Raw genomic sequence first — 25,163 nt, 5'->3', positions numbered from 1 at the left:
CCCCTATTCGCGGATGAGATATTCCATGGTGGTGACCACCCGCACGGTCTTGTTGATCTGGTTGACCTCCATCATGTTGGGGGCGCCATCGGCGGCCAGTATCTGAAACAGGCCTTGTGTCGCGCGCCGGATACCGCCCAGTTCACCGCCGGAATCGGTGGCAAATTGCTGGGCTGCTTCGCGGGCATTGGCAGTTGCAGCCGCAATCATTTCCGGCTTGATCTCATTAAGGCCGGTGAACAGATAACTCGGCCCGGGGTTATAGCCCTGCCCGCCCAGAACCACACCGCCCTGCAAAAGTTTGCCGATATCCTGTGACGCGGCAACCACTGCATCGACATTATCGGTGCGGACCTGAATGGTCTGATTGACGATATAGCGGCTTTCAATCGGCCCGGACCGATAGGATTGGGCAAGCTGATCGGTTACCTGCAGGTTTTGCAGCTCTGTGGCTTCGCGACCAATGCCGTGGCTTGCGAGGAACTCAAACAACGTGTTGGTATCGGCATCAATCTTGGCCTGTGCATTTTGCAGGACATCATCGGTCGCAACATAAGTAATCGGCCAGACGGCCTTGTCGGCCCTCACATCGCGTTCAGCCAATCCCTTGACCGTGACATAACGATCCAGCGCGCGCATATTTTCAATGCCGGTCCCGACCAGCCAACCAGATGCCGCCAGCCCGACGGCAACAACAGTTGCCGCAACGACGTTTGCAAATCCCGATGATTGCGCCATGGTAGAGTTCCCTGTCAGGTTTCAGGCGATAAGCCAGATATAAGTTCGCACGCTGCGACTTTCACTTAATCTGCATTCTATTGATGGGAAAAACGGCGATTGCAGGGCAATTTGTGCGGGCGTCCTTAGGCAAAAGCGGCAAAAATCAAAATCATTTGAATGCATTCAAAAACTGTCGCATTCACTATCCGGGCGTGGTAAAACCCGGCTAAATCATTCGTGCCAAGCACCACCCACAATGCCACAAGAGGTCACCCATGCTGCGTTCTGAAATCAATGCCTGTATCGAGCATGCCAAGGAACTTTACGCATCCATCGCGTTCAAACTGCCGGAATGGGCCCATTACAGCCCGGCGCAGTGGGAAGCCGAACCCGATCTGGCCAAATGGTGCCGCGACCATCAGATGGGCTGGGACGTCACCGATTACGGCGAAGGCAATTTCGACAAGCGTGGCCTGATCCTGTTTTGCCTGCGCAATGGTATTCTGCGCCAGCCGGGCGAAGTGCCCTATGCTGAAAAAATCATGATCGTTGGCGAAAATCAGGAATGCCCGTGGCATTACCACAAGGTCAAAATGGAAGACATCATCGTGCGCGGTGGCGGCAACCTTGTGATCGAACTTTGCAACCTGACCGAAGATGGCCAGATGGACCGCGAAAACGACGTCCGTGTCCGCACCGATGGCAAACTCAATATCCTGCCAGCCGGTGGCAAGGTTGTTCTGGAGCCGGGTCAAAGCGTGACCCTGCCGCGTACCCTTGTGCATCGCTTCTATGGTGAAGAGGGCAAAGGTCCGGTGATCGTTGGTGAAGTTTCGCAGGTCAATGACGATCTGACCGACAACTATTTCTTTGATTGCGATGCACGCTTTACCGAAATCGAAGAAGATGTCGCGCCGATCCATCCGCTGTGGAACGAACTGCCAAGCAGCTAAGCAAAGCTATCATCCTGCATTGGAAAAGCCCTGCAGCAATGTTGCAGGGCTTTTTTGCATCGCGGGTTTGAACCGTTCCGACGTTACTCTGCTGGTGGCAAGTCTTCCTTGCTGCCAAGGATTTCGGTGAATTCCGGCATATCGCGGAGGGGTTCGAACTCTTCCTCGTTCCAGGCCGGTTGGCGCATGGAATCAGAAAGTTCGACCGCACGGCTGAGATCCGCCAGTGCTGCCTCTTTGAAACCAAGACCGGCATTGGCACAGGCCCGTTGGTAATGGCCATTGGCGCTTTCGGGTTCCTCTGCGAGCAATCGGTTGCAAAGACTTAATGCCCAGTCCCGGTCCCCAAGCTGCAACGCCGCATCGGCCTTGTAAGCCATGACTTCCGGATCGCCCGGGGCCAGTTCAAGAATCTTGTCATAAGTTTCAATCTTTGCGCGCGGATTACTAAGCTGGTTGGCTTGTAGCCAAAGGGCATGAATGGTTTGGGTTCGCTCGATCTCGTGCTGGTGTTCATTGATCAGCTTGGACTTCAGCAGAAGTTCGTTTTCAAGTGACGTCAAGCGTCCTTCGAATTCCTGTGACAGACGTTGCAGTTCCGTATTGGCCAGATTGCGCACACTTGATTTCAACTCACGCAGGGACTGCCACCCCAGCATGGTCAAAAGCGCACCGACCGCCGCCACGAAATAGAAAAAATAAGTCACGGTGTTTGAAGAATAGGAAATCGCCTTGTCGATGGCCTCCAGCTGACGGTTGACCACCTCACGCAGCAATTCGGCACGCATGCCTTGCATTTCAGTGCGGAGATTTTTCAATTCATCAAGAACATAACGTTCCATCAAGGGCGGCATGTTGGAGCGTTCTTCGGCAGATAGCGGGCGGTAATCGATTGCCGGGTTATTGGTCGTGCTGTCGGTGACCTGACCATTTACCGATGTCTGCTCAGACGAATCGCTGCTTTGCGCGACTGCGGTGCCACCATACAGGACAAACCCCAACACCACTGTCAGCGCAGCAACCAAAGCCAGATGTTTCCGCATATTGTCTTCCCGCTTTTTCTTGTCCGATTTCAGACAGTTTCCTCATTATTGAACCTATCGAACATGCTTGAACAAACCAATAAAATTACAACCTGCGCACTCTGTACGCGCATATGGCAAGACTGATATAACGCAGGTGCAAAATACGCGTTCAAGACTTAAAGAAGTGCCTACGTCCCTACGATTATGCTCCTTCAGGTTTCCCGGAATGCCGCAGCAAGAACAATACCGTCAGCGTTCATATGCGCTGTCGCGTCAAGCACTGGAATTGATCCATGAGTTGGGCTTAAGCGCAAACCCGATCAATTTCGCTGTACTCTTTGCCTATTTCGAAAAATCGAACGACGATCTTGTTGCGCTGATTGATATTTTGCGTACGAACAAGCGCGCGCTGGACGATCTGAAATGCCATGAACTGTATCTGCGGTTTATCGAGCCGGACCGGATCGAGCTTCTGCGCGAGACTGTCACAAGCGATGTGCACCAACAGGTATCCGATCTTGTGAATCGTCTGTGTGCGGGCAAAGAACAGATCAGCACCGCCGATTTGCGTCAAGCAACCAGCGACCTTTTGAGCATTGGCAAACCGTCAACCACACAACACGGCAAGACGGCTGGCAACAATGCAGAGCAGCCCCCGGCCGAAGTTACACAGTTGCTCCTTGATCTTGAGGAAATGAAGCGCGAAGCCCACACCGACGGGCTGACAGGCATCGCCAACCGCAAGGCCTTTGATGAAAGCCTGCGCGATGCTGCGATGGCAACAATGGAAGGTGGTGAATGCCTCAGCATCCTTTTGATTGATATTGATCACTTCAAACGGATCAACGACAGGCATGGGCATCAGGCAGGTGACCAGGTCATCCGAACCTTGGCCAAGTCACTGCAGGAGAACGTCAAGGGACGTGACACCACGGCCCGTTATGGTGGCGAAGAATTTGCCGTGATCCTTCCGGCCACAACCATGACGGACGCCATGCGTGTTGCCGAAAATATTCGCGCATCCATTGAATCCCTGCACCTTAAAAGCGTTAACCGCAACGAGGACCTTGGCCAAATCACCGCATCGATTGGTGTCGCGACCTATCAGCTTGGCGAACCCCTGACCCGCGTCATCGAACGCGCTGACCAGGCATTGTATCTTGCCAAAGAAAGCGGTCGAAACTGCGTCATGAACCAGAACGACCTGCAAGACGAGCCGGTCAAGCGAGCAGCAAACGCCTGAGCAAAATGACGCCTGGCCGAACCAATTTGTCGTTATGCGTTAAAATCAACGAATTCCCGACCGACTGCTGATCCATATCAAAACTTTCCCGGATCCGCTTGCATAGGATATCGCCGCAACTTTCAGCGACGTAATTCTACTGCCGGAATTCGATGACTGCTTACGGCCTTAATCACAAAAGAGTACAACAACATACCGACGCCGCACTCAAGCTGATGGCGGAACTCGGCGTGATTTCGCAACCGAGCAACTTCCAGACATTCTATACCTATGTTGCAAAGACCAATACCGACCTGTGCCGCACCATAGATATTCTGCGCAGCAACCATCGCGAGTTCGATGAGGCCCAGTGCGAAGAACTTCATGTCCGGTTCTTTAGCGATCAGCGCGAACGCGAAATCATCGAACGCATTTCAAATGACCTGCGTGAACAGTTGGGTAACATCCTTAATACCGTTCACAAGGTCGGCATTGATACGCGGAAATATAACAAGGCTCTTGATCATTTTTGTTCATATGTCGGGGACAAGGACCGCGATCTCGGCAATCTTGAACAAGCGTTGCACACGTTGCTAGGCGCCACGCGTGAAATGGAAGGTGTCAACCGTACTCTCGAAAGCAGATTGACCAACAGTTCTTCGGAAATCACCCGTCTGCGCGAGGATATGGAAAACCTGAAACGCGAAGCCCTGACCGATGGCTTGACCGGCATTGCCAATCGCAAGGCATTCGACATGCAATTGCGCGACGCCATGATGAACGCCATGGAAGACGGAAAACCGCTTAGCCTGGTTTTGCTTGATATCGATCACTTCAAGAAATTCAATGACACCTACGGCCATCTGATTGGCGATCAGGTCATCCGCCTGATGGCAGAATCCCTTAAACGCAATGTCAAAGGCCAGGACACGGCAGCACGCTTTGGCGGCGAGGAATTTGCCATCATTCTGCCAAACACCCAGCTTGGCAATGCCGTCATGTTTGGAGATCAGCTGCGCCGTTACATTGAAAGCCACAAGGTCGTCAGCAAAAGTGGCAACACCACCATCGGCAAGGTTACGGCATCGTTCGGTGTGGCAGAATTTCGCCCCGGAGAACCTGTAGCAAAGCTGATCGAACGCGCGGACAAGGCCCTTTATCTTGCCAAGGAAAACGGTCGAAATCTGGTGGTTGGCGAACAGCAACTGGAAGGCAACGACGTTGGGTCAGAAACGCAGGGACTGGACAGTCGCGACACGCAGGCCATTCCGGCCCAATAGCTATTTGCGCCGCTGGCACTGACAACAGCAAGATTTCCACGTATAAGCAGGCCCGAAACTCATATGAATGGATCTGACGGGCTTGAAAAAGATTGATGTTCTTGTCATCGGGGCGGGTGCGGCCGGCCTGATGTGTGCGATTGAAGCAGGAAAACGCGGGCGATCCGTTGTGGTGGTTGATCATTCTGCCAAACCGGCGCAGAAAATCCGCATTTCCGGCGGTGGACGCTGTAACTTCACCAATATCCATACCAGCCCGGAAAACTTTATCTCCGAGAACAAGCGTTTCTGTGTGTCAGCCTTAAAACGCTATACGCAGCATGACTTTCTTGATCTGGTAAATCGTCACAACATCAGTTGGCATGAAAAAACCTTGGGCCAGCTTTTTTGTGATGAGTCGTCGTTTCAGATCATCGACATGTTACTTGATGAATGCGATGCCGCCGATGTGACGATCAAGCTCAATACCGAGATCTCGAATATCATCAAGCGCGAGGATGGCGGCTTTGACGTCACCACACGCACTGGTGCGCAATGGACCTGTGAATCCCTTGTGGTCGCATGCGGCGGCCTGTCGATCCCGAAAATCGGTGCAACCGGCTTTGGATATCAGATTGCACGCCAGTTTGGCATCAATGTCATTCCAACTCGCGCGGCCCTTGTCCCGTTTGTATTTGATCCCGACCTGCGTGCGCGCACAGGCGAGCTTTCAGGTATCTCGGTCGATGCAATCGTGCAATGCAACAAGAAGCAATTCCGCGAAGGTTTGTTGTTTACCCATCGCGGTCTTTCCGGGCCATCGATCTTGCAAATTTCGTCTTACTGGAACGAAGGTGATGCCATTACGGTGAACCTGAACCCGGAAGAAGACGCCTTTGAAATATTGAAAGCCGCCAAGGGCGAAAATCCGAAACAGGCGGTACATACGGTTCTGTCACGCATCCTGCCCAACCGCCTTGCCCAGATGATCACCGCCACCCACGGCCTTGATCGCCCGATTGGCGAAACCGGCGACAAGGCACTGCGCAAACTTGCCATGGATGTCAATCAGTGGGCCCTGACACCAAGCGGGACAGAGGGATACCGCACCGCCGAGGTTACAATCGGCGGTGTTGATACCAAAGCCCTGTCATCAAAAACAATGGAAACCCGCGACGTGCCCGGTCTTTATTTCATCGGTGAAGTGGTGGACGTCACCGGCCACCTTGGTGGATTCAATTTCCAATGGGCGTGGTCGTCGGGCTGGTCGGCCGGACAGGTGGTTTAGAACAACTTTTACCCACTTGCGTCTGCAACCCGGTTTATGGCGCCGGGAACAACAGCGACATCCAACCGTTTAAGTTGTAAGCGCGGTGCGAATACCGCTGCAACGAATGTGAGGTTGGAACATGTTTGAATATGGTGGGATTATTGGACTTCTTGTCCTGATTGCCGACATCTGGGCCATCGTGAATATCATGGGCAGTGGTGCCAGCACCGGTTCAAAAGTCCTTTGGACTGTACTTGTTGTTATTCTGCCAGTGCTTGGCCTTATTATCTGGTTCTTAGCCGGACCGCGCAGTGGCCGCGCGACCGCTTAAGGCCAGACGCCCCTTACCTAATGACGAAAAGGCCGACAGGAAACTGTCGGCCTTTTTTTTATACGTCGCAATCCCTGCTAAATCCCGACGGCAAAAATCACCGCCGCACCAACACCGATCATCACGATCCGCATCCAGAAAGGCCGTGGGGCAATCAGGCCAAATGAAATGGCTGTCAGACCAACCGCGACCTTCAACCCGGCAAGTACCGCCCAAAGCGGGTCATTTCCAAGATCAATAAGGGTACTGTTCGCGATCATGGCCAAGGGCACAATATAAAGCCCAATGCCAAGCGCCATGGCAGATCCGGCGACCTTAAGCCAGTTTTCCTCAACCATGCCGGCGGCAATGAACACAGCCCCGCAAACCGGCGGTGTGATCGTCGACAGCAGAGCAAACCAGAAAACAAACAAATGCGCCTGAAGCGGCTCCAGTCCCAATTCAATCAAGGCCGGGCCAGCAACCGAAACACAAATGACATAGGCTGCTGTGGTCGGCACTTCCATGCCAAGGATCAGACAAGCCAGGGCAGTCAACAAAAGGGCCGGCCACAACATGCCGCCTGATCCGGAAATCAGAAGCGAGGTAATCTTGACGCCAAGCCCGGTCAGCCCAAGAACGCCGATCACAATCGACGCACAAAGAATGATCGAGCCAATCATCGCCACCTGACGTCCGGCATTCAGGCACACATTGGTGAAACGTTCCTTGCTGCGCGCAAGATCAACCGTCAGATCGGCATCAAGCAACAACAATACCGCCCCGGCCAAAAGTGCCAGACAGGCGGCATATTGCGGCGTGTAGCCACCGCCAAACATTCCCCAGAGCAATATGGTAAATGGCACAAGGAAGAAGCCTGACGTGATCAGGACTGCACGCATGTTTGGTCGGTCTTCCTTTGGCACGCCCGGCAAGTCAAAGCGCAAGGCAAAGGCATTGATGCCAACCCAGACGGCCAGGAAATAAAGAACCGCTGGCAAAATCGCCGCAACCATAATCTCGGCATAGGGCTTGCCGGTGAGCTCCACCATGACAAAGGCCCCCGCCCCCATCAAAGGTGGCATGATCTGACCGCCGCTGGATGCCACGGCCTCAACCGCCGCGGCAAGGCGCTTGGGATAGCCAAGCTTGGTCATTGCGGGCAGGGTGATCGCCCCGGTCGAGGCGACATTGGCAGATGCCGAACCCGATATAGACCCAAACAATGCAGATGATACGACCGAAACTTTTGCCGCCCCGCCCTTGAGCCGACCGGCAGCCGCACCGGCAACATTCATAAAGCCCTGACCGGCTTCACCGCCATTCAGAACAGCACCAAAAATCACAAAGATCGCAACAATATTGACCGAGACACCGGTCAGGCTCCCCCACAGGCCGCCTTCGGCAATTGTCAGAGTGCCCAGCATGCTTTCAACCGGCAGGCCTGCATGGCCGAACTCGCCGGGGATGTGTTGCCCAAACAATGCATAAAGCAAGGCAATCGCTGCTACCGTCGGCAAGGGCCAGCCAATGGCGCGCCGTGCCATTTCAAGCACGATCACAAGCAAAGACCCGGCCAGAAGAATCTGACTATTACCGATCAAGAAGCCGTATTGATCCCCAAGGGTCTGATGGTTTGCGACGATCCAGCCGCAACCAATCAACCCAATGATGGTCAGAATAATACCCGAGATTTTCTGGGCACGGGTTTTGGCGACAAAGATCAGCGCCCAGGGCAGGGCCAGCGCCATATGAACCGGCCGACTGACCAGATTGGGAACCAATCCTGAGAAAATCAGCCACAGGTGAAAAGCAATCGAAACGGCGCCAAGGGCGATCCAGAAGGGGCGAGTGGAGGCTGACATATCGTAAATGGCTTGCTTGACAAGAAATGGCCCGGCAAAACTGCCGGGCCCTGAATGTTTGATGCAATCAGCGACTAGCGCTGATCATCACGAACGGCAAAGCCGACTTCGTCATAATAACGCAGCGCACCCGGATGCATTTTGCCATTGATGTTGGACAGCATTTCCGGGGTCACACCGTTCCACCAGGATGAACTTTCACCCATTTTTGCCTTCTGCTGCCAGAAGGTTTTGGTGAGTTCATAGGCTGTATCGGCATCCATCTGCGTGGTGGAGAATGCCACGACCGACAGCGAAGCCGTGGTGATGTCGCTATCCTGACCGTTATAGGTGCCAGCCGGGATCACCGTTTTGTCACGCTTGGTTTCTGCAAGCTGATCATCGGAAAGCGAAAGCACATTCACATCGGTTCCAGCCGCGGCTTCGATCACGTTCGGGGCGGGCCAGGAACCCGCAGTGACAAAGCCATCGATCTGACCGTTCTTAAGGGCAGATACAGCGTTTGACAGTTCGGCGTCCGCCAGATCAACCTTGCCTTCAAGACCAAACAGCTTGAGGTATTTTTCCCCTTCGCGCGCGCCAAAGGACCCCTTGCCCAGCAAAACGGTTTTGCCTTCAAGGTCGGCAAAGCTGGTCGCACCCGAATCAGCACGCATAACGAAATGCATGGTCAGGGACGGAATCGGGAACAGGGCACGGACTTCGTCAAACTTTTCGGTCGGACGTCCTTCGAACGGACCTTTGCCCTTTTGGGCCAGACCAACAAGGCCGGGCGGGGAGGTAAAGACATAATTGCCCGAACGCACCATGGCTTCCATGACGTTCTGAACCGAACCCTGGCTTTCCTCGACCGTGACGATGATGTCACCATCCGTGCCGGTTTTCATTGCTTCGGCGAACTGGGCGGCCATCTGATAGTAGGATGAAGCTGCCTTTGCCGATTTAAGGGTAACGCGGGTTTCGGCCTGCGCGGCATTTGCCACGGACAGGGCCATCATACCGGCGGCAATCACGCCGAGCGTACGCATCATTTTCAAGGTTTCCTCCCCTTGTATGGTGGGTTCATCGTCGGGCTTTGATGCCGATTATTGCCGATGAACCGAAAGTCTGGTGGCGAAGCGCAAAAACCAACCCCGTTTCGCAAGGATTTTGGCAAATTGCGCCTGATTTCGGTCCATAGAAAGCATCAATCCCCCCAAGGTCAAGCAGCTTGTGCGATTTTCACAAATCAAAAGGGATTTCAGGCCGGAACTATGGTCCTTTAACACATGGCAGTTGCGCAAAACCGGCATTGTGCGCGTGCGTCAAGCTGGCTTAAAGGAAGCGGACAAATTTGACAGGAACTTCTTGTCCGTCGCCGAGTTAAGACTAAATTGTACTGTTACCCTTATCTGCCAATAGGTTGTAAGGATTGACAGGTTTCGCCCCCTTGCCGCAGGGTGCCCGCCCTGACGACGTTTAAACGAGGAAGCCATGCCGCGTTCGCCGGTCGCCCTGATCATTGCATTGTCTGCAACACTGTTTGCCGCCTTTGCCCTGAACAGTGGTTCATCCCTGCAATCATCCTTGCTGGCACTGCGTGCCTCTGCCGAGGGGTTTGCACCGGTCTATACCGGTATCATCATGGCATCTTACTATATCGGGTTTGTCGCCGGGATTGTCTGGGGCGCAAGCCTTGTGAACCGTGTTGGCCATATCCGCACGTTTGCAGCACTGGCATCAACCGGCTCGGCCATCACCCTGTTGCATGCGGTGTTTGTCGACCCGATCACCTGGTCGCTGTTTCGTGCAATGACGGGGCTTTGCCTGTCGGGGCTGTATCTGGTTGTTGAAAGCTGGCTGAACGCACAGGCTGATAACACGTCGCGCGGCAGCACCATTGCCATTTACATGACTGTATCGCTTGGCGGGCTGGCAATTGGTCAGCTGTTGCTGAATGGCGCACCGGTCAGCAGCTTTGAGCTGTTTACGGTTGCCTCTGTCTTGCTGTCCCTGTCGCTCGTACCACTTGCCCTTACCCGTCAGCCCCCACCCTCTGCGGTCAGCGGCGACCGCATGACATTTCGGCGTCTTTATAAGATTTCGCCGCTTGGCTTTGTTGCTGCATCGGGTGCGGGGGTGCTTTCCGGCGCAGTCTACGGCGTTGGGCCGGTCTTTGCGGCCGACCTTGGACTTGCGACCAATGACGTCGCCTATTTCATGTTCTTTGTCATTCTGGGCGGCATGATCATGCAGTTCCCGATTGGCAAGCTTTCAGACAGCGTACCGCGCCAGTATGTCATGATTGCCGTTCTGGTCGGACTGGCACTTTGTGGTGTTTTCCCGCTGATCGCACCCGACCTTGTGCGTGACAACCTGTCTGTCTGGGGCGGGATCACGGGTGTGTTCATCATGCCGGTTTATGGCCTGGCTGTGGCCTATGTGAATGACTATTTGGAACCCGAGGACATTGTCCCGGCGTCCGGCGGTCTTTTGATCATTTATGGCGGATCGGCGGCCAGTGGCCCGCTTCTGGGATCAAGTGCCATCGGGTATTTCGGCCCGTGGGCATTGCCGGTTCTGTTTTCCATTATCGGCGTTTCTGTTGCCAGCTTTGCGATGTATCGCGCAGGCTTTGGTCGCCGTATCTCGATCGAGGAACAAGGTCAGTTCGTTGCCGTTCCGCGTACAACGCCCATGGCATTCGAGCTTTCCCCAATTACCGATGAAATCATCACCACAGACGACGATGATGATGACGGAACCGACACTGCGCAGGATGAAGAGGCACACCCTTTTGATCCGCATGACGTTGAAGACACGCTAACGCCGGATGGAACCGCCCATCCTGACGATATCGGGCAGGTCCCCGCAACAGACAACGATGACGGTGATACTGATCAACCGGGCACCGATACCGAAAAGAAAACCTGAACTGCATCCGCCCGGCACCCACCGGGCGAGCTTCCATAATGCGGAAAACATCCCACAAATTTGAAACAGGCTGTGGACCCACCCCGGTTTCACCCCATATGTTGTGAACCAACGATAGGCGGGTGGGTTTTGCCACGCATGCTTTGATAATCGGCAAAGCACCTTGATAGCCCGCAACAGTTCCAAGTCTGGTGAGAGAAAACATGACCCAACGCATCCAAGAAGGTGGTCTTCAGATTGCAAAAGTTCTGCACGATCTGGTGGCCAATGAAGTCATTCCGGGAACAGGGATCAGTTCTGATCAATTCTGGGCATCATTTGAAAAGCTCGTCACCGAACTTGGACCCCGCAACAAGGCGCTGCTGGCAAAGCGCGACGAATTGCAGGCCAAAATCGATGAGTGGCATCTTTCCCGTCAGGATCAGGCGCGCGATCCGGCAGCATACAAGGAATTCCTGACCGAGATCGGCTATCTTCTGCCCGAGGGTGATGATCTCTATGTCTCGACCACCCATGTCGACCCGGAAATCGGCCGGGTTGCTGGCCCGCAGCTTGTCGTGCCGGTCATGAATGCGCGCTATGCCCTTAACGCTGCCAATGCGCGCTGGGGCAGCCTTTATGATGCGCTGTATGGCACGGACGTCATCGACGAAGAAGATGGCAAGGAAAAGACCAAGGCATTTAACCCGAAACGCGGTGCTGCGGTTGTTGCCTATGCAGCCGAATTCCTTGATGAAGCCGCCCCGCTTGCGAGCGGCAAACATGCCGATGCCACCAAATACGAAGTTCGCGAAGACGGGTCTGGCTGGTGGACGCTGGTTGTGACCCTGGCAGATGGCAGCGAAACGGCACTTGAATTGCCGTCGCAGTTCATCGGCTACAACGAAAAGGGCGGTGTTCTTACCGATATTCTGCTGCGCCGTCATAGCCTGCATATCGAAATCCATATTGATCCGACCCACCCGATCGGCAAGGAACATGCCGCAGGCGTGTGCGACGTGATCATGGAATCGGCTGTCAGCACTATTCAGGATTGCGAAGATTCAATCGCCGCCGTCGATGCAGAGGACAAGACTCTTGCCTATCGCAACTGGCTTGGCCTGATGAAAGGCACGCTTGAAGAAAAGTTCGAAAAGGGCGGCAAGACGATCACACGTCGTCTCAACCCGGACCGCACCTATCATGGTGTCGATGGACATGAAGTCGTCCTGCCCGGCCGCAGTCTGATGTTGATCCGCAATGTCGGTCATCTGATGACGACTGATGCGGTTCTTGATGCCAACGGCAACGAAGTCCCGGAAGGTTTCCTTGATGCCATGGTCACCAGTCTGATCGCCAAGCACGACGTGATCGGCAATAACGAACTTTCGAATTCGCGCCATGGCAGCATCTATATCGTAAAACCAAAGATGCATGGCCCCGAAGAGGTCGAGCTGACCAACGATCTGTTTGGCTTTGTCGAACAGGCGATTGATCTGCCCGAGCACACCATTAAGGTCGGCATTATGGACGAGGAACGCCGCACAACGGTGAACCTCAAGGAATGCATCCGCGCGGCAAAAGATCGCGTGGTCTTCATCAATACCGGCTTCCTTGATCGTACTGGTGACGAAATCCATACCAGCATGGAAGCAGGCCCGATGGTCCGCAAGGAAGCGATGAAAGACCAGTACTGGATCGCGGCCTATGAAAACTGGAACGTCGATATCGGTCTTGAATGCGGCATGAAGGGCGTTGCCCAAATCGGTAAGGGCATGTGGGCCAAACCGGATCGCATGGCCGAAATGATGGAAGCCAAGATCAGCCATCCCAAGGCCGGTGCAAAATGTGCCTGGGTCCCATCGCCAACCGCGGCAACCCTGCATGCCATCCACTATCATCAGGTTGATGTCCGCGCCGTTCAGGACGAAATTGGCAAACGCGAACGTGCAAGCCTTGACGACATCCTGTCGATCCCGCGTCTGGGCGACATCAAACCGATGCCAAGCGAAATCCAGGAAGAGCTTGATAACAATGCCCAGGGCATTCTGGGCTATGTCGTGCGCTGGATTGACAGCGGCATTGGCTGTTCCAAGGTGCCTGACATCAATGATGTCGGCCTGATGGAAGACCGCGCAACGCTGCGTATTTCAAGCCAGCATATCGCCAACTGGCTCCATCATGGCCTGTGCACCGAAGAGCAGGTAATGGAAACCATGAAGCGCATGGCCGCCGTCGTCGACAAACAGAATGCCGATGACCCGACCTATCGCAACATGGCCCCGGACTTTGATGACAGCGTCGCATTTGCCGCGGCCTGTGATCTGGTCTTCAAGGGCCGCGAACAGCCGAACGGTTACACCGAACCTGTTCTGCATGCGCGCCGCCGCGAAGCCAAGGCAAAATACGGTTCGTGATCGCGATATCACGCACCTGAGCCAAGCTAAAACAAAAGCCGCCCGACATGTTCGGGCGGCTTTTATGTTGCACTTTATGCTGCAGCATAAAATGCAGCATTCTCAGTCTGGGAGACTATCGATTTGCTCGAACAACTCATTGATTAATATACTTGAGATTCGGACAAAATTAAGAGCGTCACTCGAACCAAACAGGCTTTGCTTTGTTGCATGAGATGCTGAGTTGCGAATAGCACGGCTAGCATGCCACTGCTTTAAACGATCATCTGAAAACTTCAACTTCGCAGCTACCCAATCAAGCCTGTCGACATATCTAGTCTTTTTACTCGGACCTTTAAGGGCACGATAAGCATGAGAAATGGCAGCTTCCAGCACTCTAGTAATCTGTTCCTGACCTAGCGTGTAGAGAGGATAGAAGTTAAATCCATAACACATAACCGCAATTGCTACTTCTTGAAGCTCTACGATCTCGTCAGGGACACTAGCCTTGAGTGGGTATCTGAGCAACCGCTCTGCCCAGCCTGAACCTGTTAGGCAGTATTGGCTTCCGTCAAACCGATTCTGAAACTCTATAAAAGAAGAACGCTCATCCATTGCGTTCCAATTCTCGGCTGTCAGAATTTTTCCTTTCCGCATCAGCCCCCCCTGCCAAGAACGAGATCATTAACTGCCCAGCGTCATGATCTCATAACCCTTGTCGGTCACAACAAGGGTGTGTTCGTATTGCACCGTCGCATCACCGGTATCGGCATACAGTGTCCAGCCATCCTCGCTATCAAGCGCCCATTTCGCCCCGCGCGACAGGAACGGTTCGATGGTGATGACCTGCCCTTTCTTGAGCGCCCGGCGTTCCTTGGGGTCATCCCAGGTCGGGATGGTATGGGGATGTTCATGCAGCGACTTGCCAATACCGTGGCTGGCAAGGTTGCGGATCAGGGTATAACCACCCTTGCGGGCGAACGTTTCGATTTTAAGGCCAATCTCGCGGATCGGGGCCTTGTCGCGCACGACCTTGATACCTGCCCACATGGCTTTCTTGCCATCTTCGCACAGTTTGGCGATTTCGGGTCTTGCTGTGCCGCAAATAAAGCTGGCACCGGTGTCAGAAAAATACCCGTCAAGTGACGCAGACACGTCGATATTGACCAAGTCTCCATCGGCCAGAACCTGATCGCCGGGAATGCCGTGAGCTACGGCTTCATTGACACTGATACAGGTCGCACCGGGGAATTTATATTCGCTTTCCGGGGCTGAAACTGCGCCTGCATCTTCAAGAATCTTACGGCCGATCTGATCAAGCTCGGCCGTGGTGATCCCGGGAACGGCAGCTGCCCCCATCACATCGCGTGCACGGGCGCAAATGCGTCCGATCTTGCGCAGATGTTCGAGTTCTTTTTCTGATGAAACTGTCATGAAATGCTTATTGCGATGGACCGGACCAAAGTCAAGAAAACCCGCGCCTCATGCCAGTGACGACCTGCCGCCGGGCTGCACATCATCATCAGAGACAAGCACATAACAGTTCTTGCCGCGTGCCTTTGCAGCATAAAGGGCGTCATCAGCCTTATCGAGAAGGACTTCGATGGTTTTGCCATGCACCGGACAAAGGGCAATGCCGATGCTCATATGAATGGAAACGCGATTGCCGCCAGTAATGAAGGGCATCTGGATGTCATTCAAAATCCGCTCGGCCAGCATTGCGGCTTCGCTCTCGCCATTGTTTCCGACATGACACACCACCACCATCTCGTCACCGCCCAGACGCACGACCAGATCACCACCGCGCACACAGCGACGCAACCGTTTTGCGACCTCACACAGGACATCATCCCCGGCCGCGTGACCAAACTCGTCATTGATCGGTTTAAAGTCATCAAGATCAAGCATCATGACCGCAAGTTGGGTCTTGTGGCGGTCGGCATGGGCAAGTGCATGTTCGAAATAGACATCAAGCGCCAAACGGTTGCCAAGTCCGGTCAGGTTATCGTGATGGGCAATGTGTTCCATCTGGCCGAGGGCTGCGTCCTTTTCCGTCAGCTTGGCAAGCAACGCGTTCAGACTGTTTGACAGGATCTTGATTTCTCTTGCGCCGTCAATATCGGGAAGGCGTTCGATCTCACCACGTTTCATGGCCTCAATCGAATGCGCCATCCTGCCGATCGGCCCGACAAAGAAACCAGCCCCCCACCATGCAATCATGCTGGATATGATACTTAACGCCAACCCCCATGCCATAATGTCACGGCGCAGGTCATACACCGGGTCCAGCGCTTCTTCGACAGGCTGGCGCACCAGAATTGACCAGTTCAGGCCAGCATAATCCAGGTGACCGTCGGCCGGGGCATAACCCGTCAGATACTCTTCACCATCCGGCCAGGTACTGATCTTCCATCCAATATTGTTGCGCTGCGCCTGCTGAAGTGCATCAAGTTCAAGCGATGATCCGACCAGCGTTCCATCAGCCCCCAAAAGGACTGTGCCATCGGCTGATATGACGAATATATCGACATCGTGATGGATCCCCTGCCCGGCAAAAAGGGTTCTGCGGACATTATCGGCCCATTCCCAACTCAGATGAGTGGCAAGCACACCCGTGAACTGATCGTTGTTGTTAAATAGCGGAACAGCGATATCGACAAACTGGATCGGTTCCCCTTTGTAGCGCGGGAACTTTTCAGCCAGCAATTTCGCATCGTGAACATCACCGATGAACTGTCCGTTCTTGCCAAACTGAAAAACCGGGCGCTGCGCAATATTGGCGCCGAGCAACAAGTCATTCGTCGAAGCAACGATCGTGCCTTCACGATCAAGCACACCGATCCAGGTAAAGATCGGGATTTCGCGGCTAAGGCGATTGACGATACTGGAAATCTGTTCGGTATCTTTGAGTTCCCGCAGAACAGAGAGCGTGCTTAGAACCGACACCTCGCCACGGTGGGTCCACATGATACGGTCAAGCTCATCAGCCATCTGACGGGCAATATCAGAAACCCCCAACCCAATCTGCTTTTGCAGATCAGCACCGGATCGCTTTCCGACGACAAAGCTCATCAGCACAGTCAGCCCGACCAGCAGAAGCGCTGTGGCCAGCGCTACTTGCACGCGGATTCCGACCTGTAACAACTTGTTCAAGGCTGATCCTCTCACTCTCAATACTGGGGTCTTTTTTTGTTTTTGAAACCCTCAGCAGCGGTTGTTTTACCACACCGCCTTTATGATCGTGAATATAAGAATCAAGACACGTCTTTTTAAGTAGTTGATCCAACAAAAAACGCGGCAACCGCAAAGGCAGCTGCCGCATTCCCAGTACAGTTTTGCGTGTGGCTAAATGTCGAAAAACACGGTTTCGCCATCGCCCTGCAACACAATGTCAAACCGGTAAACCGGTATCGGTCCGGTATCATCACGATTGGCGATCAGCGTTTTTCGACGGGGTTGCTGTTCGATCAGATTCAGAACCGGATCTATGGCGTTTGCATCTTGTTCGTCGGAAAAATACATCCGGGTATTCAGCCCGATATTGATCCCGCGAGCGACGATCCAGAAGTTGATGTGTGGCGCCATATCCATACCATTGCGGCCCGAAACCCGACCTGGCTTGATGGTTTCAAAGCGATAAAGCGCCGTATCGAAATCCGTTCCCGTCCGGCCCCAACCGCGGAAACCCTCATCGACCTTGCCTGATTTCTGACGATCAAGTTCGTGGTTATAGCGCCCGTCCGCATTGGCCTGCCATATTTCAAGCAGCGCATCACGAAGTGGCGTTCCCGTGCCATCAATCACCCTGCCTTCGATAATGATCCTCTCCCCGCAGGTGTTTTCATCGGCCAGAATGTTGGTGAAGTTGGTTTCAAAGATGTCAAATCCGGCCTGCTTGGGAATAAGCCCGATATGCACGTATGGGCCCGCCGTCTGGGAGGCTGTTTCTTTGAGATAATCAAGGCTTTGCACCATGGATCAGTTTCCTTCCAGACGGTTTTCAAACAGGGTCGAACGACGGCCGCGCAGCACGATGTCGAACTTGTAGGCAATGGTGTCGAGCGGCACGGAGCCCTTCAGATCAATCGGCGCTATCAGGCGGTTAATCGCATCTTCGTCCGGGATGACATGCACAATCGGGCATTCCTTGATCAGCGGGTCGCCTTCGAAATACATCTGGGTGATCAGACGCTGGGCGAAACCGGATCCGAATACCGAGAAATGGATGTGTGCCGGACGCCAGCTATTGACGTAATTGCGCCACGGATACGGGCCCGGCTTGATGGTGCGAAAGAAGTAATATCCGTTTTCATCGGTGAGCGCCCGACCGCAGCCGCCAAAGTTCGGGTCAATTGGTGCAAGGTAGGTATCTTTTTTGTGGCGATAGCGCCCACCGGCATTGGCCTGCCAGAATTCGACCAGCGTGTCGGGGACCGGACGGTTGTTTTCATCGAGAACCCGTCCGTGCACGATGATGCGTTCGCCAATCGGATCGCCATCCTTGGCGTAATTGCGGATCAGGTCGTTATCAAGCGGCCCCAGTTCGTTCTGACCAAAGACCGGACCCGTGATTTCAGACAGGGATCCCTGAAGGGACAAAAGCGACTGGCGCGGTGACCGCGCGACCGACGTCTTGTAAATCGGGGTGTAGCCTGCTGGCTGCAGCGTTCTGTCACGCTGATAAAATTCCATGATGTTTCCTCCGCAGATGATGCTCCGGACAGTTCAGTGTCCGCGTTAAGGCCATCCTGCGTGGCCAATTGCATAAAATAAATGCATCATTTATCATCTTATTCATGAGTAATTTTGATCATTTGGAACTGGACGGCCATGCGCTGCGTCTGTTTCTGGCCGTTCTTGAAGAGGGGTCGGTCACGGCTGCGGCCGAACGGCTTGGCGTGACGCAATCTGCGGTCAGCCATAACCTGACCAAATTACGCCGGATCATGCGCGATCCGCTTTTCACCAAATCCGGGCGCGGGATCGTGGCCACGGCGCACGCACAAAACCTGGCCGAGCAAGCGCGGTTTCTGCTTGATCAGATGCAAGCGTTTGCCAGCGGTGCAGATTTTGAGCCCGATGGCGCATCCATGAGCCTGACAATTGCTGCCAACGATCTGCAGCGTGATCTTTTGCTGCCGACCCTGTTTCGCAATCTGGAAGGTGCGCTTGCCAGTATCCGGATGACGGTGGTGCCATCACTTCTGCCCGGACCCGCCCTGCTGCGCGAAAATCACTGTGACCTTCTGATTTCGCCGCGTCCGCCCGAAGGCGTCGATATTGTGCAAAAGCGCCTGCTGACCGATCATTACATGGTGTTTTATGATCCGGACATGCGCGACGCGCCGCAAAGCGGTGATGACTATCTTGACGCACGTCATGTCACGGTGCGCTATGGCAACAACCGCACGCTTGAATTTGATGATATGCTTGAAAAACAGGGCATTGAACGCAACATCGTTTTGCGGGTGCCAAACTTTACGGCCATTGCCGAATTCCTGCGCGGAAGCAAAATGATCGCAACCTTGCCCAGCCTTCTGCAAAAGCATGCCCTGCGCGATTTTGCCCGCGCCCCGATGCCGGTGACAGAGCTTAAAGAAGGTACGCTTGATTTACCGATTTTCATGTGTTGGCACCAACGCTATCAGCATGACCCATCACATCGCTGGTTACGCGATCAACTTGAAGATGTCGCCGCAACCCGGCTGCGCATGCCAACCAAAGAACCTGTTTCACAACCTTAGGGGCGAGCCCCGCAAAGGACGTCATGACGATTACCGAGATCATCTATTGGCTTGAACTGGCAGGGGTTGCTGTTTTTGCAATCACCGGCGCACTTGAGGCATCCCGTCGTCAGATGGACATGGTGGGGTTCATCCTGATCGCGACCTTTACCGGTATTGGCGGCGGCACAGTGCGCGATGTCATTACCGGGGAAACACCGGTGTTCTGGATCCGTGACACCACCTGGCTTGTGACCTGTGTCGGGGCTGCCGTGATCACATATTTCACCGCCCATCTGGTCGAACGACGCTATGTCGCCTTGCTGTGGCTGGATGCGCTGGGGCTGGCGATGTTCGGGGTTACCGGGGCAGCCATTGGCCTTAACCTGGGTGTATCGCCCCTGGTCGCGGTCATTCTGGGTATGATCACCGCCACCTTCGGCGGCATGGTACGTGACGTGGTGTGTAATGAAATCCCGCTGATCCTGCGCCCAGAAATCTATATCACTTGCGCCCTGGTCGGGGCGGCTATTTATGTTGTCGGCACTGCGATCCTTGAATTGCCGCGCGGGCCAATTGCCGTCATCGGCTTTTTCGCAGCCTTCGTGATGCGGGCAAGTGCGATCAAGTTCGGACTGCGTTTCCCAGTCTACAAAACCCGTCCGGGACGTGAATACTAGAAGGCCATTAATCTGTCGACGACCTATTCGACGATCAGTTGAACCCGGTCGCTTGAAAAGGCGGTGACACCGTATTCAATCGGCACGCCAGCAGAATCGACGTCTACACTTTCGGTCGAAATCACCGGTCGGTTGCGCGCCTGCTTAAGCAGGTTTGCAACCCGCGATGAGGGCAGGGTCGCGGAAATGCGGGTGGTCTTGCGGCTGTAATCATCAATCCCGAAGCGTTTAAAGGCCTCGGTCAGTGACTTGGTCTCGACAAATATCTCGACAATCCCGTCAAACCTTGCAGCTGGCAGATAACTTGTTGCCACCGCAAGTGGCACACCGTCGGCCTCTGAAACCGAGAACAGCTCAATCACCCGCGTACCAGGTTTGACGTCCAGAAACTGTGCAACTGTCGCAGTGGCCTTGAGAACTTCTGACGAAACAAGGCGTTTGTCGGGCAAGCGATGACGGCCCGATACAATTTGTGAAAAGCGGGTTTTTGAGCCCAGCGGATAATCAAGGATCTGTTCCTGAACAAATGCGCCGCGTCCCTGTTCGACACGGACCACATTGGAATCGACCAATGCGGCCATGGCGCGGCGCACCGTATGACGATTAACGCCAAAACGCCGGACCAGTTCCATCTCGGTCGGCATCTTGTCGCCGGGTGCAAAGACACCATCAGAGATGTCAGCCAGAAGCTGCTTTTCTATTTGCTTCCAGATGGATAGCCCCGGTTCCCAATCCATTGCATTTCCCGTTCATAAAACTTTCACCGCAAGACCTTTGCCAAAGGTGCTGGATCGCCTTATAACGTCAATAGGTATAGACGTCTAGACAAATTTTAGATTTGTCGACATAAGATAAAAAGGGATCAGTTTGATGACGGCGCACCCCGCCCAGAATGCCCGGACCGATCAGAACCGGAACGCAGACACCCACACCGATCCGCAAATCGCTGCGCGGCAGAAATGGATGGCGGTTCTGGCGCGCACATCGCGCGCCCGGCTTGAAACCCAGTGGTCGGAAAATCACAGCAGCGAAAGCTGGACCCACCTGCGCGAACCGCAAATTGGCATGGTGATGGTACGCGGCCGTGCCGGTGGCGCCGGGCAGCGTTTCAACCTTGGTGAAATGACCGTGACACGCTGTGCGGTGACGCTGGCTGACGGCACGGTCGGGCATTCCTACGTCAAGGGACGTGATCGTATTCAGGCACAATATGCCGCCCTGTTTGATGCGGTCATGCTGCGCGACGGATCGGCAAGCGACTTTATCGATACGCTAGCTGCCGAACAGGCCGCCGCCAAACGCGATCATGCCCGCAAGGTTGCCGCCACCAAAGTTGATTTCTTCACCCTTGTCCGCGGAGAAGACGAATGACGCCCCAACCCCAATCAACCAGCGCCCAGACAAGTGACTTGCTGCCCGGTTTTGATCATACGGCCTTTGATTCAAACGCTGTTTTTCGCGCCCTGCTTGATGCCATGTCGCGTCCGGGTCGCATTTATGATTTGCCGGTCGCCGTATCCGCCCCCGATGGCCTGAACAAAGCCGCCACTGCAACGCTTCTTGCCATGGCCGATATGGATACGACCATCTGGCTATCGCCAAGTTGCGTGACCAAGGCCGCCGGCGATCATTTGAAATTCCATTGCGGCTGCCCGATCAGCACGGATGTCAAACAGGCTGACTTTGCAATTGCGCGCATTTCCGATGATCTGTCCTTCGTCACAGACCTTGCCATTGGAAATGCGGAATATCCGGATCAATCGGCAACCCTGATCCTGATGGTCGATGAGATTTCCGATCAACCGTCCATGACCCTTAAGGGTCCGGGCATCAAGGATACGCACAGCCTTGCGGTCAAGGGGCTTCCCGAAAGCTTTCACGCATGGCGGGCAGAGAACCATCACCTGTTTCCGTGCGGCGTTGATGTGATTTTCGCAAGCGAAACCCAGATCGCCGCCCTGTCGCGCACCACCCGGATCGAGGTCAACTAATCATGTATGTTGCAGTAAAAGGTGGCGAACGCGCCATCAACAATGCGCACAAGCTTCTGGCCGAGCAGCGCCGGGGCGATACGGATATTGCCGAAATCGAAACTGATCAGATCGAACAGCAACTGTCGCTGTCCGTCACCCGCGTCATGGCCGAAGGATCGCTTTATGATCGCGATCTGGCCGCCCTTGCCATCAAGCAGGCCCGTGGCGACCTGATCGAGGCGATCTTTTTGATGCGGGCCTATCGCACGACGCTGCCGCGTTTTGCCTTTTCCAAACCGATCAAAACCGCCGAGATGGATGTTTCACGTCGCATTTCGGCAACCTTCAAGGACTTGCCCGGCGGACAGATCCTGGGCCCGACCTTTGATTACACGCACCGTCTGCTGGATTTCACCCTGATGGCCAATGGTGAAGCACCGACCGAGGCACCAAGTGGTGCACAGCCGGTCGATGAAAATATGCCTCGCGTTCTCGATGACATCCTGAACTATGAAGGTCTTATTCAGGATGAACCGGTTCCGGTTGATGAAAACGCCCCGGTCGCCGACCTGACCCGCGAGCCGGTTAAATTCCCGGCTGGTCGTGATCTGCGTTTGCAGAACCTGTCGCGCGGCGATGAAGGATTTGTTCTCGCACTCGGCTATTCCACCCAGCGCGGTTACGCCAACAGTCACGCCTTTGTCGGTGAAATCCGCTATGGCACCGTTTCGGTCGAGATCGAGCCCGAGGAACTCGGCTTTGCAATTGATATCGGTGACATCGAACTGACAGAGTGCGAGACGGTCAACAAGTTCAAGGGATCAAAAACCAAGCTGCCGCAATTCACCCGTGGCTATGGTCTTGTGTTTGGTCAGAACGAACGCAAGGCCATTTCGATGGCCCTGGTGGATCGTGCCATGCGCGCCAATGAAATGGGCGAACAGATCATGGGCCCGGCACAGGACAGCGAGTTCGTGATGGAACATAGCGACAATGTCCAGTCCACCGGCTTTGTCGAACATATCAAGCTGCCACACTATGTCGATTTCCAGGGCGAACTTGAGCTGGTGCGCCGCATGCGCGCCGAGGTCGAGGAACGTCTGGCAAAGTCCGACGCCGAAAATGGCACATCCCAACCCGAGGCCGCGGAGTAACCCCATGGAACAGACTGTCAAAAATCCGGCCGACGGGGCACCGGACTATAATTTTGCCTATCTTGATGAACAGACCAAACGCATGATACGGCGCGCCCTGCTTAAGGCCGTTGCGATCCCGGGGTATCAGGTGCCGTTTGCCGGGCGCGAAATGCCAATGCCTTATGGCTGGGGCACAGGCGGCGTTCAGGTAACAGCCGCCGTAATCGGCCCGAATGATACGCTGAAAGTCATTGACCAGGGGGCGGATGACACCACCAACGCGGTTTCCATCCGTCAGTTCTTTGCCAAGACCGCACAGGTCGCCACCACGGAAAAAACCGCCGAGGCATCGATCATTCAGACCCGCCACCGCATTCCGGAAAAGGAACTGCGCGAAGATCAGGTTCTTGTCTATCAGGTGCCAATCCCGGAACCGCTTCGCTTCCTTGTGCCGCGCGAAACCGAAACGCGCAAGATGCATGCGCTTGAAGAATACGGCCTGATGCATGTGAAGCTTTATGAAGATATCTCACGTCATGGCCATATCGCGACCACCTATGCCTATCCGGTGATGGTCGATGATCGCTATGTGATGGATCCGTCGCCAACACCAAAGTTCGACAATCCGAAAATGAACAATATGGCCGCCCTTCAGCTTTTCGGGGCTGGTCGCGAAAAGCGCATCTATGCCCTGCCGCCCTACACCAAGGTCAAAAGCCTCGATTTCGAGGACCATCCTTTCGAAGTCCAGACCTGGGAAGACAAATGCGGCATGTGCGGTGCCCGCGACAGTTACCTTGATGAAGTCATCCTCGATGATCAGGGCAACCGGATGTTTGTCTGCTCAGACACCGATTACTGCGCGGAACGACAGGAAGCAGGCCATCGCGGCCCGCAACATCACGACCAACCCCTAGGTAGCGCAGATCGCGGAAAGGCAGCAGAATAATGACCCAGATGAACGAACCGCTTCTGCGCGTTGAAGACCTGACCATGATGTATGGCGATCGGGTTGGCTGCAAGGATGTCAGCTTTGAACTCCGCCCCGGTGAAGTGCTTGGCATTGTTGGCGAATCCGGATCAGGCAAGTCCACTTTGTTGCGCAGCATTTCCGCCCAGCAGGAGCCGACCAAAGGCAAGGTTGAATACCAGACCCGCATTGATGGCGTGCGCGATGTCTATCAGATGTCCGAAGCCCAGCGTCGCCTTTTGATGCGCACCGATTGGGCCTTTGTGCATCAGAACCCGCGTGATGGTTTGCGCATGAATGTTAGTGCCGGGGCCAATATTGGCGAACGACTGATGGCGATTGGTGACCGTCATTACGGCAACATCCGCAGCAATGCGAACAGCTGGCTTGGCAAGGTTGAAATCGCGTCAGAGCGCCTTGATGACCTGCCATCGACCTTTTCGGGCGGCATGCAGCAACGTTTGCAGATTGCCCGCAACCTCGTAACCAGCCCGCGCCTCGTCTTTATGGACGAACCCACGGGTGGGCTTGATGTTTCCGTTCAGGCCAGATTGCTCGATCTGCTGCGCGGGCTGGTTCACGATCTTAATCTTGCGGTGATCATCGTCACCCACGATTTGGCAGTCGCCCGACTTCTTTCGCACCGGCTGATGGTGATGCAACAGGGCAAGGTCATTGAACATGGCCTGACCGATCAGGTTCTTGACGACCCGCAGCATCCCTATACGCAGCTGCTTGTTTCTTCCATTCTGCAAAACTGACCGGGGCG

The 25,163-nt window shown here is 54.5% G+C and carries 24 protein-coding genes; 14 read left to right on the top strand and 10 right to left on the bottom strand.

Annotated features, from left to right (window positions below; genetic code table 11):
- Positions 1 to 3: 3 nt before the first annotated feature.
- The gene (locus tag AUQ43_RS01560) at positions 4 to 738 is read right to left on the bottom strand and encodes an SIMPL domain-containing protein (protein WP_062953879.1); all 735 of its coding nucleotides are present in this window, start codon (positions 736 to 738) and stop codon (positions 4 to 6) included.
- Positions 739 to 995: 257 nt separating this feature from the next.
- Here AUQ43_RS01560 and AUQ43_RS01555 point away from each other — a divergent pair, with 257 nt between their 5' ends.
- Positions 996 to 1,673, top strand: a complete 678-nt coding sequence (locus AUQ43_RS01555; protein WP_062953878.1) for a D-lyxose/D-mannose family sugar isomerase — start codon at positions 996 to 998, stop codon at positions 1,671 to 1,673.
- Between the two features lie 83 nt (positions 1,674 to 1,756).
- Here the strand turns inward: AUQ43_RS01555 and AUQ43_RS01550 are convergent, their stop codons facing one another.
- The gene (locus AUQ43_RS01550; protein WP_062953877.1) at positions 1,757 to 2,716 is read right to left on the bottom strand and encodes a tetratricopeptide repeat protein; all 960 of its coding nucleotides are present in this window, start codon (positions 2,714 to 2,716) and stop codon (positions 1,757 to 1,759) included.
- A gap of 208 nt (positions 2,717 to 2,924) precedes the next feature.
- On the opposite strand from AUQ43_RS01550, the gene AUQ43_RS01545 reads away from it, so the two are divergent.
- The 4 genes from AUQ43_RS01545 to AUQ43_RS01530 all read left to right on the top strand — a co-directional run bounded on the left by AUQ43_RS01545 (position 2,925) and on the right by AUQ43_RS01530 (position 6,780).
- Positions 2,925 to 3,941 carry a GGDEF domain-containing protein gene (locus tag AUQ43_RS01545; RefSeq protein ID WP_062953876.1) on the top strand — a complete coding sequence of 339 codons (1,017 nt, stop codon included), beginning with the start codon at positions 2,925 to 2,927 and terminating at the stop codon, positions 3,939 to 3,941.
- Between the two features lie 152 nt (positions 3,942 to 4,093).
- Positions 4,094 to 5,200: a GGDEF domain-containing protein gene (locus AUQ43_RS01540; protein ID WP_232310550.1), complete on the top strand. Its 1,107-nt coding sequence runs from the start codon at positions 4,094 to 4,096 to the stop codon at positions 5,198 to 5,200.
- Positions 5,201 to 5,282: 82 nt separating this feature from the next.
- Positions 5,283 to 6,467, top strand: coding sequence for an NAD(P)/FAD-dependent oxidoreductase (locus AUQ43_RS01535; RefSeq protein ID WP_062953901.1), 1,185 nt, complete (start codon positions 5,283 to 5,285; stop codon positions 6,465 to 6,467).
- Positions 6,468 to 6,588: 121 nt separating this feature from the next.
- The gene (locus tag AUQ43_RS01530; protein ID WP_062953875.1) at positions 6,589 to 6,780 is read left to right on the top strand and encodes a PLD nuclease N-terminal domain-containing protein; all 192 of its coding nucleotides are present in this window, start codon (positions 6,589 to 6,591) and stop codon (positions 6,778 to 6,780) included.
- A gap of 77 nt (positions 6,781 to 6,857) precedes the next feature.
- Here the strand turns inward: AUQ43_RS01530 and AUQ43_RS01525 are convergent, their stop codons facing one another.
- Positions 6,858 to 8,624, bottom strand: a complete 1,767-nt coding sequence (locus AUQ43_RS01525; RefSeq protein ID WP_062953874.1) for a TRAP transporter fused permease subunit — start codon at positions 8,622 to 8,624, stop codon at positions 6,858 to 6,860.
- Positions 8,625 to 8,698: 74 nt separating this feature from the next.
- On the bottom strand, positions 8,699 to 9,655 hold the full coding sequence (locus AUQ43_RS01520) for a TAXI family TRAP transporter solute-binding subunit (RefSeq protein WP_062953873.1): 957 nt from the start codon (positions 9,653 to 9,655) through the stop codon (positions 8,699 to 8,701).
- 442 nt (positions 9,656 to 10,097) lie between these two features.
- Here AUQ43_RS01520 and AUQ43_RS01510 point away from each other — a divergent pair, with 442 nt between their 5' ends.
- Positions 10,098 to 11,537, top strand: a complete 1,440-nt coding sequence (locus tag AUQ43_RS01510; protein WP_062953871.1) for an MFS transporter — start codon at positions 10,098 to 10,100, stop codon at positions 11,535 to 11,537.
- A 203-nt stretch (positions 11,538 to 11,740) separates the two neighbouring features.
- Positions 11,741 to 13,933, top strand: coding sequence for a malate synthase G (locus AUQ43_RS01505; protein WP_062953870.1), 2,193 nt, complete (start codon positions 11,741 to 11,743; stop codon positions 13,931 to 13,933).
- Positions 13,934 to 14,035: 102 nt separating this feature from the next.
- On the opposite strand, the gene AUQ43_RS01500 is transcribed toward AUQ43_RS01505, so the two are convergent.
- The 5 genes from AUQ43_RS01500 to pcaH form a co-directional block, all read right to left on the bottom strand.
- Positions 14,036 to 14,569: a hypothetical protein gene (locus AUQ43_RS01500; RefSeq protein ID WP_062953869.1), complete on the bottom strand. Its 534-nt coding sequence runs from the start codon at positions 14,567 to 14,569 to the stop codon at positions 14,036 to 14,038.
- 27 nt (positions 14,570 to 14,596) lie between these two features.
- A complete protein-coding gene (map, locus tag AUQ43_RS01495) occupies positions 14,597 to 15,346 on the bottom strand; it encodes a type I methionyl aminopeptidase (RefSeq protein ID WP_062953868.1) in 750 nt (249 codons plus the stop codon).
- Between the two features lie 48 nt (positions 15,347 to 15,394).
- Positions 15,395 to 17,065: a GGDEF domain-containing protein gene (locus AUQ43_RS01490; RefSeq protein WP_062953867.1), complete on the bottom strand. Its 1,671-nt coding sequence runs from the start codon at positions 17,063 to 17,065 to the stop codon at positions 15,395 to 15,397.
- Between the two features lie 192 nt (positions 17,066 to 17,257).
- Positions 17,258 to 17,887: a protocatechuate 3,4-dioxygenase subunit alpha gene (gene pcaG, locus AUQ43_RS01485; RefSeq protein ID WP_062953866.1), complete on the bottom strand. Its 630-nt coding sequence runs from the start codon at positions 17,885 to 17,887 to the stop codon at positions 17,258 to 17,260.
- A 3-nt stretch (positions 17,888 to 17,890) separates the two neighbouring features.
- A complete protein-coding gene (pcaH, locus tag AUQ43_RS01480) occupies positions 17,891 to 18,604 on the bottom strand; it encodes a protocatechuate 3,4-dioxygenase subunit beta (protein ID WP_114129850.1) in 714 nt (237 codons plus the stop codon).
- A gap of 104 nt (positions 18,605 to 18,708) precedes the next feature.
- On the opposite strand from pcaH, the gene AUQ43_RS01475 reads away from it, so the two are divergent.
- Both AUQ43_RS01475 and AUQ43_RS01470 read left to right on the top strand, forming a co-directional pair.
- Positions 18,709 to 19,656 carry a LysR family transcriptional regulator gene (locus AUQ43_RS01475; protein WP_062953864.1) on the top strand — a complete coding sequence of 316 codons (948 nt, stop codon included), beginning with the start codon at positions 18,709 to 18,711 and terminating at the stop codon, positions 19,654 to 19,656.
- Between the two features lie 23 nt (positions 19,657 to 19,679).
- Complete coding sequence (locus AUQ43_RS01470; protein WP_062953863.1) at positions 19,680 to 20,315, top strand: trimeric intracellular cation channel family protein; 636 nt, start codon at positions 19,680 to 19,682, stop codon at positions 20,313 to 20,315.
- 23 nt (positions 20,316 to 20,338) lie between these two features.
- On the opposite strand, the gene phnF is transcribed toward AUQ43_RS01470, so the two are convergent.
- Positions 20,339 to 21,052: a phosphonate metabolism transcriptional regulator PhnF gene (phnF, locus tag AUQ43_RS01465; RefSeq protein WP_062953862.1), complete on the bottom strand. Its 714-nt coding sequence runs from the start codon at positions 21,050 to 21,052 to the stop codon at positions 20,339 to 20,341.
- A 133-nt stretch (positions 21,053 to 21,185) separates the two neighbouring features.
- Here phnF and phnG point away from each other — a divergent pair, with 133 nt between their 5' ends.
- The 5 genes from phnG to phnK are packed head-to-tail and all read left to right on the top strand — an operon-like array spanning position 21,186 to position 25,155.
- Positions 21,186 to 21,686: a phosphonate C-P lyase system protein PhnG gene (phnG, locus tag AUQ43_RS01460; protein WP_062953861.1), complete on the top strand. Its 501-nt coding sequence runs from the start codon at positions 21,186 to 21,188 to the stop codon at positions 21,684 to 21,686.
- Complete coding sequence (phnH, locus tag AUQ43_RS01455; protein WP_062953860.1) at positions 21,683 to 22,306, top strand: phosphonate C-P lyase system protein PhnH; 624 nt, start codon at positions 21,683 to 21,685, stop codon at positions 22,304 to 22,306. Before phnG ends, phnH begins: the two co-directional genes overlap by 4 nt.
- Before the next feature lie 2 nt (positions 22,307 to 22,308).
- Positions 22,309 to 23,442 (top strand): carbon-phosphorus lyase complex subunit PhnI, encoded by a 1,134-nt coding sequence (locus AUQ43_RS01450; protein WP_062953859.1) that lies wholly within the window; start codon positions 22,309 to 22,311, stop codon positions 23,440 to 23,442.
- 4 nt (positions 23,443 to 23,446) lie between these two features.
- Entirely contained in the window at positions 23,447 to 24,373 is a 927-nt protein-coding gene (locus AUQ43_RS01445) for an alpha-D-ribose 1-methylphosphonate 5-phosphate C-P-lyase PhnJ (RefSeq protein WP_062953858.1), read from the top strand.
- 8 nt (positions 24,374 to 24,381) lie between these two features.
- Complete coding sequence (gene phnK, locus AUQ43_RS01440; RefSeq protein ID WP_198157131.1) at positions 24,382 to 25,155, top strand: phosphonate C-P lyase system protein PhnK; 774 nt, start codon at positions 24,382 to 24,384, stop codon at positions 25,153 to 25,155.
- Positions 25,156 to 25,163: the final 8 nt, after the last annotated feature.

The organism is Thalassospira sp. MCCC 1A01148 (assembly GCF_001613795.1).
Lineage (GTDB): Bacteria > Pseudomonadota > Alphaproteobacteria > Rhodospirillales > Thalassospiraceae > Thalassospira.
This window is presented reverse-complemented; position numbering and strand designations above follow the sequence as displayed.

Bases quoted from the DNA above. Each gene is read 5' to 3' on its own strand.
- AUQ43_RS01450 (WP_062953859.1), top strand. From the start codon at position 22,309: ATGTATGTTGCAGTAAAAGGTGGCGAACGCGCCATCAACAATGCGCAC.
- AUQ43_RS01555 (WP_062953878.1), top strand. From the start codon at position 996: ATGCTGCGTTCTGAAATCAATGCCTGTATCGAGCATGCCAAGGAACTT.
- AUQ43_RS01525 (WP_062953874.1), bottom strand. From the start codon at position 8,624: ATGTCAGCCTCCACTCGCCCCTTCTGGATCGCCCTTGGCGCCGTTTCG.
- AUQ43_RS01510 (WP_062953871.1), top strand. From the start codon at position 10,098: ATGCCGCGTTCGCCGGTCGCCCTGATCATTGCATTGTCTGCAACACTG.
- pcaG (WP_062953866.1), bottom strand. From the start codon at position 17,887: ATGGTGCAAAGCCTTGATTATCTCAAAGAAACAGCCTCCCAGACGGCG.
- phnH (WP_062953860.1), top strand. From the start codon at position 21,683: ATGACGCCCCAACCCCAATCAACCAGCGCCCAGACAAGTGACTTGCTG.
- map (WP_062953868.1), bottom strand. From the start codon at position 15,346: ATGACAGTTTCATCAGAAAAAGAACTCGAACATCTGCGCAAGATCGGA.
- AUQ43_RS01550 (WP_062953877.1), bottom strand. From the start codon at position 2,716: ATGCGGAAACATCTGGCTTTGGTTGCTGCGCTGACAGTGGTGTTGGGG.
- AUQ43_RS01500 (WP_062953869.1), bottom strand. From the start codon at position 14,569: ATGCGGAAAGGAAAAATTCTGACAGCCGAGAATTGGAACGCAATGGAT.
- AUQ43_RS01530 (WP_062953875.1), top strand. From the start codon at position 6,589: ATGTTTGAATATGGTGGGATTATTGGACTTCTTGTCCTGATTGCCGAC.
- AUQ43_RS01560 (WP_062953879.1), bottom strand. From the start codon at position 738: ATGGCGCAATCATCGGGATTTGCAAACGTCGTTGCGGCAACTGTTGTT.
- phnG (WP_062953861.1), top strand. From the start codon at position 21,186: ATGACGGCGCACCCCGCCCAGAATGCCCGGACCGATCAGAACCGGAAC.
- phnK (WP_198157131.1), top strand. From the start codon at position 24,382: ATGAACGAACCGCTTCTGCGCGTTGAAGACCTGACCATGATGTATGGC.
- phnF (WP_062953862.1), bottom strand. From the start codon at position 21,052: ATGGATTGGGAACCGGGGCTATCCATCTGGAAGCAAATAGAAAAGCAG.
- pcaH (WP_114129850.1), bottom strand. From the start codon at position 18,604: ATGGAATTTTATCAGCGTGACAGAACGCTGCAGCCAGCAGGCTACACC.
- AUQ43_RS01540 (WP_232310550.1), top strand. From the start codon at position 4,094: ATGACTGCTTACGGCCTTAATCACAAAAGAGTACAACAACATACCGAC.
- AUQ43_RS01505 (WP_062953870.1), top strand. From the start codon at position 11,741: ATGACCCAACGCATCCAAGAAGGTGGTCTTCAGATTGCAAAAGTTCTG.
- AUQ43_RS01445 (WP_062953858.1), top strand. From the start codon at position 23,447: ATGGAACAGACTGTCAAAAATCCGGCCGACGGGGCACCGGACTATAAT.
- AUQ43_RS01470 (WP_062953863.1), top strand. From the start codon at position 19,680: ATGACGATTACCGAGATCATCTATTGGCTTGAACTGGCAGGGGTTGCT.
- AUQ43_RS01520 (WP_062953873.1), bottom strand. From the start codon at position 9,655: ATGATGCGTACGCTCGGCGTGATTGCCGCCGGTATGATGGCCCTGTCC.
- AUQ43_RS01475 (WP_062953864.1), top strand. From the start codon at position 18,709: ATGAGTAATTTTGATCATTTGGAACTGGACGGCCATGCGCTGCGTCTG.
- AUQ43_RS01545 (WP_062953876.1), top strand. From the start codon at position 2,925: ATGCCGCAGCAAGAACAATACCGTCAGCGTTCATATGCGCTGTCGCGT.